Origin of the sequence: Ilumatobacter nonamiensis YM16-303, from assembly GCF_000350145.1 — a bacterium.
Classification (GTDB): Bacteria; Actinomycetota; Acidimicrobiia; order Acidimicrobiales; family Ilumatobacteraceae; genus Ilumatobacter_A; species Ilumatobacter_A nonamiensis.
In genome coordinates this window covers 22,129-33,667 of sequence record NZ_BAOL01000025.1, presented here as the reverse complement: position 1 = coordinate 33,667, position 11,539 = coordinate 22,129, and the positions used below count along the sequence as shown (strand labels likewise).

The window sequence follows — 11,539 nt, the reverse complement described above, 5'->3', positions numbered from 1 at the left end:
CGAATCCGCGTCCGTCGTCACTTTCGGTCACGCAAACCGGAGATCGGGTGGCTGGGCACCGATCGCAACACGTTCGAGCCGGCACACGCCGGCTACACGGTGTGGTCGGCGCAGGCGTCGGGGGTGGAGCCGGGGTCGCGGGCTTCGGCCACGGCGGCCCAGAGGTCGGTGGCGGACATGGGTCCCAGGAAACTCCGGCGGGTCACGCCACGTGCATCGACGATCACGAGGGTCGGCACCGCGTCGATCTGATAGCGGGCGTGGAGTTCCCGGTCGGCGGTGAACTCGACGTTCGTGACGGCGACCTCGTCACTCTCCAGCACTGCCGCCTTGCCCGCCACCTCCCCGCACTTGTCGCACGAGTCCGACGTGAACACCGCGACGAGCCACGGCGCATCGGGCCGAACGAAGTCAGCCCGATCGAGCTGTTCGGGAGCGCTGTAGCGGCGCTGTGTGGGTGCGTCGGGAACGCGGCGTTGCCGGACGAACCAGGCAACCCCCGCGGCGACCGCGACGATGGCGACGGCGATGAGAACCCTGGTCACCGGGCGCAGGATAACGCTGTGAGCAGACCAACGCCCGGGGACGTCGGCCCGGACTGCTCAGCCCGAGACCGGGAGCGGCCACGAACTGGAACGACCCGGCAGGTCGTGGTTTCGCGGCAGTGATCGCTCGACGAAGACTCGGCTCGTGGACGAGACGATCAACTCGCGCCCGAGCACCTCGGGATCCGTGAGGTCGATCGCGATGATGCCGCCGCTGGGGAGCGCCACCTCGCTGAGCGATGGGACCACCACCGGGCCGTCCGGCCCGACCGACGACACCTCGACGGTGGCTTCGGCCTGATCGATGTTGTAGACGACGAGCGCGTCCTCGGTGGCCGACTCCGGCCCGATTCCCAGCCGCCACGTGTTGGACACGAAACCGTCCGGCCGTGGCGGCGCACCCATCAGCACCGACGTGGCGATCGAGCCTCCGACCTCACGGGTGATCACCCGGTCCACGACGATCGACGGCTGCGCGAGCGTGGAGAAGGCAGTCGCGTGTCGACCGTCCGGCAACTCGGTCACCGGTCCGGCGAAGTCGACGAACTCGTCGTCCTCCGCGCTCTCCTCCGGTGCGGACGACTCGGTCGTGTCGGCGGTGTCCGCGGACGTGTTGCCGCCCGAGTCGGACAGGTCGGAGGGATCGAAGATCACCGTCCTCAACGGTGGGACGACGATCGGATCGCGCTCGTTGACGGTCGACGCTTCGAGCGGCAAGCCACCGAAGAAGACCGTGACTTCGACCTCGTCCTCGGTGGGGTTGTAGATCGCGTACTGCTCGTCGATGCCCTCGCCGACCTGGCCGTCGGCGAACCACCATTGATCCCGCAATTCGGGCGCGCCGAGCGAGATGTCGTATCCGAAACGCCCGCCCCCGCTGTATTCCTGGGCACGGCCCACCACGAGCCGGCCGGCGGTCGCTTCGATGGCCACCGAGACCACCGGTTCGTCACGCGCTCCGAGTTCGGCGACGGGAATGGTGCGCACCGAACGCGGGAGGACCGTGAAACCGCGGTACCGGTCGGGTTCCGACTGGCGTTCCTCCGTCGAGAAACGCAGATCGGCCACGACCGGCTCGTCGAACGGGTTCGTCAGGATGAGCGTCTCGACGCTGTCGTCGACCGTGAAGCCGTCGGCGAGATACCAACTCGCCGACGTGTCGTTCGAACATGCGGCAACCGAATCGCCCAGGGCGTTCCGAGCGACCTGCTCGACCATGCCCGAACCGCCCTCGATCTCGACGACGATCCCCGAGAAGTCTGCGTCGGAAAAAGACGTCGGGTCGATCCGCGTCTGGGAATAGGGCTCGACGCTGAATGCCTCATCAGCGACGACACCGGCGTCGGTGAGCACCATGTAGCGCCCGAGCATCTCGACTTCGGCACTGTTCGAGACGACCACTTGACCGCCCGCCCCGTCCTCGCCGTCGGTGGGAAGTCCGGGACAGAACCAGCTGCCGGTGAGGTTGCCCGACTGCCCGACCGCCGGCATCCAGGTCGAACCGCTGACCGCGAAGAACGCCGGCGTCGGCTCGGGAGTGTCACGACCCACGGCGACGAGCCCGACGAACCCGAGCACCACCAACAGGAGCGCCGGAATGGCTCGACGGCTCACGACCGGTCCTCGCGTTCGTCCGATTCGTCGTCGTGGACACTGATCGGGTCATCGACCTGGTCATGCATGAGTTCGTCCACCCAGGGGAGTTCGTCGATGACATCGCCGGGTTCATCACTCCCGGCCGCCCTCGAATCCGGGCCGGCGGCGTCGGCAGAGCCGTCCGGTTCCGGGAGGGCGAATCCGAACGGTTCGGACTCGTCCGCGTCCACCATCGCCGAGGTTCGGGCGATCTCACCGGTCATGTCGAGACCAGGGTCGATCCCGGCGGGTGCCGGCTCCACCCGAACCGAACGTTCAACATAGGCCTCGGCGTCCACGTCGTCGTGCAGGCTGATCAGCGTCTCGTCGTCGACCAACGTCGAACGACGACGGCCGGTCGGAACGGTGACTCGCGCCGCCACGAACCCGGCGATCAGCCACAGCAACGCCTGCACCACGATCGCGAGCGTTCGGGAGCTCGGCGTCGAATACGACAGCGTCGCCACTCCCGCCTGTTCGACGTCGAATGCGGTGGTGACACCGAAGGCGACCCGTGACTCGATCTGCTCGCCGTCGATCTCCAGCTTCCAGTTCTCGTCATACGGATAGCCGAGATGGACCACGCCGGGAAGCACCTCGTTGCGAGAGGATTGTTGCGCGTCGGTTCCGGAGAAGATCGCCTGCGCATCGGTCAGATCGGCGCGCACGAGCGCCGCGTCGCCCTCGGTGCGGCTGGCCTCCGCGGTCGGCCCCGTGAGCAGCGAATACGTCGGGATCCACGAGGTGTTCTCGAAGAACTCGACCGCGGGGAGCCCGGTGACCGACACGATGTCGAGTTGTTCGTCGAACGAACCGACCAGCCCGATCGGGAGTTCCATCGGATCGGCCGGCGTCGAGTTCACACTGTCGAACTCCGGCACGACGATGAATCGGATGCCGAGTGGAGCGAGCAGCCGACCGGCGCGCTGCGTCGAGCCGTCGGCGATCTGATCGAGCGCGGCGATGATCGTGGACTCGTCGAAGTTGGACGGCGGCCAGTCGTCGGCCACGTCGAGATCGTCGTCGCTCATCACCGCGAACGAGATGCCGTCCCGGTACTCCGTGCCGGGGATCGGAAGAAGACGGGCGTCGCCGACGAGCAGCACGTGATAGTCGCCGGGACCGTTCTCGGGAACGGCGGGAAGTCGTGCTTCGATCAACGACGACAACGGGGTGGTGGGTGCATCCCAGTCGCCGGCGGTGACGGCGAGTGCACCGGGGACCACACCGATCGCGACCGCGATGCTGGCGGCGATCCCGAGCGGCTGGCGCCAACCGAACGATCCACCGCGCACATCGAGGTCGAACGCGGCAAGTGATGCTGCCGCCGAGAGAGCGAGCCCCACCGCGACCGGAACGAGCAGGATCCCCGCCGTCGGTGCCGGGAACGGCAGACTGCCACGGTCGCCGAACACCGCGAGTGCGCCGAAGGTCAGCACCAGCGCGGAGGCCCGGACCGCCCACGTCAAACGCCACGCACGAGCGAGCAGCAGCGCGGCGACCACGGGCAGATAGAGCGCGAGCGTCAGCGCGACGAAGTCGGTCGGTCCGATCTCGAACGAGGCAAGCGCGCGCAGGCCACGACCCGGGTCACCGATCGGAGGGGGCCCGACCATCGCGTCCCAACTCCAGGAACCGATCCACGGGATGCTCAACACGGTCGCCACAGCCACCCCGGCGGCTGTACTGGCGAGGTACAGGAGCGCGGTGCGGACCGGTGCCATCGCGACGAGGGTCGCCAGCACCATCACGAGTCCGAGTCCGACGCTGATCACGAGCATCACCGGAGCGAACGCCGAAGCCAACGCCACGACGATGCCGAGTTGGACCACGCGACGCAGGCGCTCGGCCCAGCTGAGATCCACGACACCGTCGGCGAGATCGCTCGTTGCGGAGCGTGGATCGGCGGTCTCGACACCGACGCAACGGCGCATCGCGTGCAGGACCCAGGGCACCGCCGCGAACGTGACGAGCACGCCCAGCGACCCCGTCGCGAACGAGCCACTGACCAGCGGCGACGCCGCATACACGACGAGCGCGGCAATGCGTGCACGCGTCGACGGGAACACGGTGGCCAGCTTCCACAGACCGATCAGACCGATGATCACCAGGCCGACGATGAACAGGGTGTGCAGCAGCCCCATCCGGAACAAGGTCGTGACCGACAGCAGCGAGATCGCGGCCATCCCCGTCGGGTTCGACGCGGTGGCGCCGGTTCCGGTCGGATTCCATCCGCTCGCGAAACGTTCGAGGAGATCGCGCGGACTCGCCGGGAACTGCAGGAATTCGCCGACGGCGGGAACGCCTCCCGACAGGAAACTGCGGCTGCCGAAGATCACCAGCGCCAGCACGACGATCCACGCCAATACCGGTGCCGTCGAACTCTCCTTCCAACGCCGGACGTTGGCTCCGGCGCCCACGTACATCGACGTCTCCCGACGACGGAGATACGAGTTCATCCGCGAACTTCCGCGCTGCTGGAGTCCGAGCACCTCGCGCTCGGGCACCCGCCGCAGCGGGGCGACCGCTCGACGCCTCGCGAGAATCGATGGAATCCGTGGGACCAGGCCGATGAGGGCCGTGAGTGACGCGACACCTTCGCGGAACCGTCCCGTGAACAATCCGACGACCAGCTCTGCCACCGTCAGCACGAGCAATTCGAGGAGCCGCAACGGGAGCCGGGAGGCGCCGGTCAACGTTGCGACGGCGCGGAGACGGTGCCGGGCTTCGACAGAAACGTGGTGAAGGTCCGGGCGACGCTCGGGGAGCAGACCACGATGGCGCACCCGGGCACTCGGCGCCACGACCACCCGGGCACCGCTGTGGTGGACCCGCCAGCAGAACTCGACGTCCTCGCCGTAGAGGTCGAGCGCTTCGTCGAATCCGCCCAGCTCACGGAAGAGGTCGGCGCGTACCAACATGCACGACGTGGGAAGCACGAAGACGTCGCGCACCCCGTCGTGTTGTTCCTGATCGACCTCGCCGGGCTCGATCTGTTGGTCGATCTCGCCGAAGCGGTCGAGTCCGAGCCCGACGCTGCGCAGCACGCCCGGATCGTCCCATTCCACGATCTTCGGGCCGACGACGCCGGCATTGGAGCGATAGAGCTCCTCGACCATCAACCGCACCGCGTCGCGGTCGGGGGCGATGTCGTCGTGGCAGAACAGGAAGAAGCCGTTCTCGCCGTCGACGAGGCGCGTGACGTCGTTCGCTGCCCGTGCGAAGCCGGGGTTGGAGCCGAGGGAGCGAACGAACGCATCGGGGAGACGGGCCCCGATCGCCGCCGTGATCTCGTCGAGCGAGGCGCCCGACCCGGGCGCCGACTCGGTGACCAGGAAGACGAAACGCAGGTTCGGATAGTCCTGGTCCGCGCAGGCGTCGAGGGTGTCCTCGAACCAGTCCCCTGGTTCGTGCACGACGACGACGGCCACGACGGGCGGTGCGCTGAGAGTCTCCGGTTCCACGACGTGCCGAGGCTATCGGTGCGTCCTCGTGCATTCGGGTCACTGCGGACGTGACCGGCGTGACGTGTCGCCGGTGCCCACGATCCGAGCGACCTCGGTTGGTAGCCTGAAACGATGGCCGTGCTCCCGTCGGTGGACTTCACCAACTTCGACGTCGCGGCTGCCAATCGAACCATCCGCGGGACCGGTGACGCGGTCGCCTCAACCGCCACCGACGTCGCTCGAGACGCGTTGCACATTGCGGTCGGACTCGGCGTCCTCACGTATCAGCGGCTGCAAGTGCGGCGCCGCGAGATCGAACGAGCACAGCGCCGCTGACCGCGGAACCTCTCGTCTCAACTCACTTCACCGTGTCCCCTTCTCCGACCTCCGACGCCCCGACCGCCCGCCCGCGGATGCCGGTGCCCGACGGCACCATCCCCGTCGGGATCGCACTGCTCGTCGCCGGTATCGCGACCTTCGCGTTCTTCCGCATCGGGACGATCGCGGTCGGCGGCGAGGACGAGTTCACACCGATCGTGTCGCTGTGGTTCGCGACGTTCGCGCTGGCACCCGGATTCTTCCTGCCCCTCGAGCAGGAACTCGGTCGGGCGCTCGCCCATCGGCGCGCGATCGGCGACGGCTCGGCCCCGGTGGTCCGCAAGATCACGAGACTCAGCGCGGTCCTGGTCGCCGTGATCGTGCTCGTCATCCTGATTGCGAGTCCGTTGATCGCCAGTTCGTACTTCGACGGCGACTGGCTGATGGTCCTTGCGCTCATGGCGGCGTTCGCGGCATTCGCCCCCGCTCACGTGGCGCGTGGGATCTGCTCGGGAAGCGGTCGTTTCCGGGACTATGCCCTGATCATGGGGTCCGACGGCGTGATCCGGATCGTCCTCACGATCCTGTTGGCGATCGTCGGCATCAAGGCGGCCGGCGTCTACGGCCTGGCGATCGCGGTGTCGCCGCTCTTCGCGGTCTGGTACGTGTGGCGGCGAGGGGCCCTGAAACCGTTCCCCCGATACCGCGCGGCAACGGTCGAAGCCCCGTCCGCCACCCACGACACGCTCGACCACTGGGAACCCGACATCGTTCACGATCCGAACGACGCGCTCGACGAAGGATCCCCGGCGGAATGGAACGAAGTCACCCCGAACCTCGGCTGGCTCCTGCTCGGCTCGGTGTTCGCCGCTGCCCTCCTCAATGCCGGACCGATCACGGCCACGCTGCTCGCGAACGACAACGAAGGTGATTTCGTCACGAAGTTCTCGTTCGGCGTGCTGCTCGCTCGCGTTCCACTGTTCCTGTTCCAAGCGGTGCAAGCAGCCCTGCTCCCCGGATTGAGTCGGCTGGCCGCACGCGGTGAACTGGTCGAATTCCGCGCCGGCCTCCTGCGTCTCGCCTACCTGGTGGTCGCCGTGGGCGTCGTCGGCACGGCCGGGGCGTTCATCCTCGGCCCGTTCGCCGCGGACGTCGTCTACGAGGTCGACCTCAGCGGTCGGACACTGGCGATGCTCGCGCTCGCGAGCAGCTTCTACATGCTTGCCCTTGCGCTCGGGCAGGCCGTCATCGCGCTCAAGGGACACGCGCTCGTCGCCCTCGGTTGGGGCATCGGTGTCGTCACGTTCGTCCTCGTCACGTGGCTGTCGAGCGACGAGTTGTTCCGGCGTATCGAGATCGGCCTGCTCGCGTCGTCGATCGCCGCCCTCATCGCGTTCGCGATCGCGCTGCAACGGCGACTCGCGTCCGGCGTGATCCCCGATCAGGGCTCCGTCATCGAAGCGACCGCCCCCCTCGAGTGAGCGTTGCGTCACGGGTCAGCCCCGTCACGTGACGATCAGGGGGCTTTGGCGGCTTCGATCTCGAGGTCGTTCTGGACCATCATGTCGATCAAGGTCGGGAAGTCGACTTCGGGCTTCCAGCCGAGCTTCTCCGTCGCCTTCGACGCGTCACCGATCAACAGGTCGACCTCGGCGGGTCGGTAGAACTTCGGGTCCTGGCGGACGTAGCGCTGCCAATCGTCGATCCCGACCGAGGCGAACGACAACTGCACCAACTCCTCCACGGAGTGCGTTTCGCCGGTCGCGAGCACGTAATCGTCGGGCTCGTCCTGCTGCAGCATCATCCACATGCCCTTCACGTAGTCACCGGCGTAGCCCCAGTCCCGCTTGGCGTCGAGCGTGCCCATCACCAGTTCGTGCTGCAGACCGAGCTTGATCCGCGCCGCTGCGTTGGTGACCTTGCGGGTCACGAACTCGATGCCGCGTCGCGGGCCCTCGTGGTTGAACAGGATGCCCGACGAAGCGTGCAGCCCGTACGACTCGCGGTAGTTGACCACGATGTCGTGCCCGAACACCTTCGCGCACCCGTACGGCGACCGCGGGTGGAACGGCGTCAGCTCCGTCTGTGGGGTCTGACGCACCTTGCCGAACATCTCCGACGACGACGCCTGATAGAAGCGGATCGGGTTGTCCTGGGTACCGCCGACCATGCGGATCGCCTCGAGCATCCGCAACACACCCAGGCCGGTGATGTTCGCGGTGAGTTCGGCCTGCGAGAACGACAACGCCACGAAACTGATCGCACCGAGGTTGTACACCTCGTCGGGCTGCGCCAACTGCAGCGCCGCGACGAGCGAGGGCAGGTCGGCCAGGTCGCCGGGAACCAGTTCGAGGAACGGGAGCTCCTCCTGCAGCTTCGTTGCGCGGGGGTTGTTCTGGCCCTTCACCATCCCGTACACGTCGTATCCCTTGCCGTGCAGGAATTCGGCGAGGTGATACCCGTCTTGTCCGGTGATCCCGGTGATGAACGCTCGTGGCATAGCGGCCGAGTCTAGGTGGCAGCTGTCCCGGGAAGTGAGGGTGCTGAACGGGGCTCGGCGCGTCGATACGCTGCGCTCGATGGTGCAGGTCGCAATCGACGCAGGCCCCTTGCACGGCGCCCGCACCGGCATCGGCAACGCCGTGGCGTGGACGATCGAAGCGCTTCGCCGGACGAGCCGGACCGACGACGACCTCGAACTGCTGCCGTACGTCACCTCGATGCGGGCGAAGCTCGGAACCGGTGAACGTCGGCTACCCATTCCTGCCGCGCTGGCGCACCGCACATGGGCCCGGAGCAACGTCCCCCGGATGGATCGCTTCCTCGGCCGTCCCGATGTCGTCCACGGCACGAACTACGTCGTCCCGCCGACCAGCGCCCCACGGCTCGTGAGCGTCTACGACTGCTGGTTCCTCGACCATCCCGACGACGCTCACCCCGACGTCGCGCGAGCAGGCGCTGTGCTGCGCCGCTCCATCGCCGACGGCGCGCAGGTCGTCACGTCGTCGGATGCGACGACCGAACGGGTCCGTGAACTCCTCGATGCACCCTCGGTCCACACCGTCCATCTCGGACCTCCCCCACACGATGCCGACGAACGCCGCAGCGCCCCCGCGCTCGGCGACCCGGACGCACCGTTCATCCTCGCGCTCGGAACCGTCGAGCGGCGCAAGAACCTGCCGACCCTCATCGCCGCGTTCGCTCGCCTCGCGGAGGAGCACCCGGCCGTGCAACTCCGCATCGCCGGCCGCGACGGAGACGACTCGGCTGCGCTCGCGAAGGCGATCGAGGGGCTCACGCCCGCGACGCGCAAGCGTGTGGTGCGCCACCCGACGGTCACCGAACCGGTGAAACGCTGGTTGCTCGACCGCGCCGTGACACTGGCGTATCCGTCGCTCGACGAAGGCTTCGGCTTCCCGATCCTCGAGGCCCAACAGGCCGGCACTCCCGTCGTCGCAAGCTCCGCCGGGTCGATCCCCGAGGTCGCCGGAGCAGGGGCTCTGCTCAGCCTTCCGCTCGACGACGCGGCCCTCGCCGCGAACCTGTTCTGGGCGATCAGCAGCGACGCCAAACGCGAGGAGTTGATCACCCGCGGCCACGCCAACGCCGAGCGGTTCTCCTGGGATCGCACCGCCGAGCGGCTGACCGACCTGTACCGACGACTCGCCACGGAGAACGAAACGTGAATGCTCCACCACCTCCGGCCGACGATCGCATCGCCGTCATCTCGGGCGGCGTCGGGGCGGCGCGAATGCTGCGCGGCCTCCTCGCGGCCGTCGACCCGTCACGACTGGCCGCGGTGGTCAACACCGGCGACGACACCGAACTCCACGGGCTGTCCATCTCGCCCGACCTCGACACGATCACCTACACCCTGGCCGACGCGATCGACCCCGAACGTGGCTGGGGTCTGATCGACGAGTCGTGGCGGGCGATGAGCGCGCTCGACCGGTACGCGGCGATCCGCCCCGAAGGGTCACGGGCGGCCGCACAGTGGTTCAATCTCGGCGATCAGGATCTGGCGACGCACTTCTACCGCACCGCACGCTTGCGCGAGGGAGCCACGCTCACCGAGGTCACCGACGAGATCCGGCGAGCGTGGGCGGTACCGATCCAGCTGCTCCCGATGTCGGATCAGCGTCGCTCGACGATCGTCACGGTCGCCGACGACCCCGATCGCGACGACGCCGTCGGTGGCCCTGCCGACGTGTCGTTCCAGGACTACTTCGTCCGCCTGCGTCACTCCGTCCCCGTGTCGGCGGTTCGGTTCGACGGCGACGCCGAACTCGCGCCCACGGCCCGCGCGACGCTCGAGCGCGCGGCCACGATCGTGATCGCTCCGTCGAACCCGCTGGTCTCGATCGGTCCCCTTCGTTCGCTCGACGGCGTCGACGAACTGCTCGGCGGACGCCGCGATGACGTGGTCGCGGTGTCCCCGATCGTGGGCGGGGCGGCGCTGAAGGGGCCCGCCGACCGCATGCTCGTCGAACTCGGACACGACGCGAGCGTGGTCGGCGTGGCACGGCTCTACTCCGACATCGCTTCGGTCCTCGTGATCGATCCGGTCGATGCCCACCTGGCCGACGCCGTCGAACAGACCGGGATGCGCTGCGTGATCACGCCGACGGTGATGTCGACACCCGCGATCGCCAGGAACCTCGCCGAGGTGACCCTTGCGTCAGTGGCGGGTTCGGGCGAGCCCGTCGGCCAGTGACGTCCAGGGCGACCATCCGAGATGGATGCGCGCACGCACGGGTGACACCGCGAATCGGGGAAGGTCGTCGGCGCGTTCGCGCCCGATGACCGGATCCGGACCGGCGCCTCCATCGATGGCGCTCCACAGATCACGAACGGTCGTCTGGGTGCCGGTGCCGACGTTGATCACGAGCCCGCTCCCCCGTTCGCCGGCACGCACGAGTGCGTCGACGACGTCGTCGATGAACACGAAATCGCGGGTTTGCCGCCCGTCGCCGTCGAACTCGGGTGCGTCGCCGTTCTCGTGGGCCGCGAGGAATGCAGCCACGACTCCCCCGGTCGCTGCCTGGCGCGGGCCGTACGCGGACGACACGGCGAGCGCGGTGAACTCGATCATGTCGCGCTCCCGATAGGTGGACATCAGGTCGACAACGGCTCGCGCGACGACGCCGCGCACGCCGCGCGGTGAGATCTCACCCTCCTTCACGGGAAGGATCGCCGATGCGGGCTGACCGTAGAGCGACGACGCCGGGAGTGTGGTCACCACCTTCGGAATCGTGTGCCGCCGCGCGGCCTCCATCGTCGCAAGGGCGGCCTCGAAGCCTCGACCCTGCGACCGCGGTGAACGGTCCCGGCGCGAGAACAGCGCCAGTTGGTAGATGAGGTCGGGGCGACGCATCCCGATCAGGGAGTCACCTTCGTCCGAGGCGGCGTCGATGTGGTGGATCTTCAACGCTCCGCCGGTCGGTGCGGAACCCGCGGTTCGCGCATCGGCGAGATTCGCGAGCGACCCCGACGACAGGTCGTCGATGACGTCGACATCGTGTCCCTCGGCCAGGAGCCGATCGACGAGGTGGGAGCCGATGAACCCCGCTCCCCCGATCACCACGATGTTCATGG

General features: G+C 68.0%; 9 protein-coding genes. 4 read left to right on the top strand and 5 right to left on the bottom strand.

Annotation, left to right across the window (positions count from 1 at the left end; all coding sequences use genetic code 11):
• Window positions 1-92 precede the first annotated feature (92 nt).
• From ON45_RS03675 to ON45_RS03665, 3 genes are read right to left on the bottom strand one after another with little or no spacing between them, the layout of a single operon-like run.
• On the bottom strand, window positions 93-545 hold the full coding sequence (locus ON45_RS03675) for a thioredoxin domain-containing protein (protein WP_040492042.1): 453 nt from the start codon (window positions 543-545) through the stop codon (window positions 93-95).
• A 57-nt stretch (window positions 546-602) separates the two neighbouring features.
• On the bottom strand, window positions 603-2,159 hold the full coding sequence (locus ON45_RS03670) for a DUF5719 family protein (protein ID WP_040492040.1): 1,557 nt from the start codon (window positions 2,157-2,159) through the stop codon (window positions 603-605).
• Window positions 2,156-5,644, bottom strand: coding sequence for a glycosyltransferase family 2 protein (locus ON45_RS03665; RefSeq protein ID WP_040492038.1), 3,489 nt, complete (start codon window positions 5,642-5,644; stop codon window positions 2,156-2,158). Before ON45_RS03665 ends, ON45_RS03670 begins: the two co-directional genes overlap by 4 nt.
• A 114-nt stretch (window positions 5,645-5,758) precedes the next feature.
• On the opposite strand from ON45_RS03665, the gene ON45_RS03660 reads away from it, so the two are divergent.
• Window positions 5,759-5,962, top strand: a complete 204-nt coding sequence (locus ON45_RS03660; RefSeq protein ID WP_040492036.1) for a hypothetical protein — start codon at window positions 5,759-5,761, stop codon at window positions 5,960-5,962.
• A 32-nt stretch (window positions 5,963-5,994) separates the two neighbouring features.
• The gene (locus ON45_RS03655; protein ID WP_148288513.1) at window positions 5,995-7,425 is read left to right on the top strand and encodes a polysaccharide biosynthesis protein; all 1,431 of its coding nucleotides are present in this window, start codon (window positions 5,995-5,997) and stop codon (window positions 7,423-7,425) included.
• A gap of 35 nt (window positions 7,426-7,460) precedes the next feature.
• Here the strand turns inward: ON45_RS03655 and ON45_RS03650 are convergent, their stop codons facing one another.
• On the bottom strand, window positions 7,461-8,444 hold the full coding sequence (locus ON45_RS03650) for a GDP-mannose 4,6-dehydratase (RefSeq protein ID WP_040492032.1): 984 nt from the start codon (window positions 8,442-8,444) through the stop codon (window positions 7,461-7,463).
• A gap of 79 nt (window positions 8,445-8,523) precedes the next feature.
• On the opposite strand from ON45_RS03650, the gene ON45_RS03645 reads away from it, so the two are divergent.
• Window positions 8,524-9,630, top strand: coding sequence for a glycosyltransferase family 4 protein (locus tag ON45_RS03645; RefSeq protein ID WP_040492030.1), 1,107 nt, complete (start codon window positions 8,524-8,526; stop codon window positions 9,628-9,630).
• On the top strand, window positions 9,627-10,658 hold the full coding sequence (gene cofD, locus ON45_RS03640; RefSeq protein ID WP_241432144.1) for a 2-phospho-L-lactate transferase: 1,032 nt from the start codon (window positions 9,627-9,629) through the stop codon (window positions 10,656-10,658). Before ON45_RS03645 ends, cofD begins: the two co-directional genes overlap by 4 nt.
• Here cofD and ON45_RS03635 read toward each other — a convergent pair.
• Window positions 10,623-11,537: an NAD-dependent epimerase/dehydratase family protein gene (locus tag ON45_RS03635; RefSeq protein ID WP_040492029.1), complete on the bottom strand. Its 915-nt coding sequence runs from the start codon at window positions 11,535-11,537 to the stop codon at window positions 10,623-10,625. The genes cofD and ON45_RS03635 overlap by 36 nt on opposite strands.
• Window positions 11,538-11,539: the final 2 nt, after the last annotated feature.

Coding starts and splice junctions, on each gene's coding strand:
- ON45_RS03650 (WP_040492032.1), bottom strand. CDS start 8,444: ATGCCACGAGCGTTCATCACCGGGATCACCGGACAAGACGGGTATCAC.
- ON45_RS03660 (WP_040492036.1), top strand. CDS start 5,759: ATGGCCGTGCTCCCGTCGGTGGACTTCACCAACTTCGACGTCGCGGCT.
- ON45_RS03645 (WP_040492030.1), top strand. CDS start 8,524: ATGGTGCAGGTCGCAATCGACGCAGGCCCCTTGCACGGCGCCCGCACC.
- ON45_RS03635 (WP_040492029.1), bottom strand. CDS start 11,537: ATGAACATCGTGGTGATCGGGGGAGCGGGGTTCATCGGCTCCCACCTC.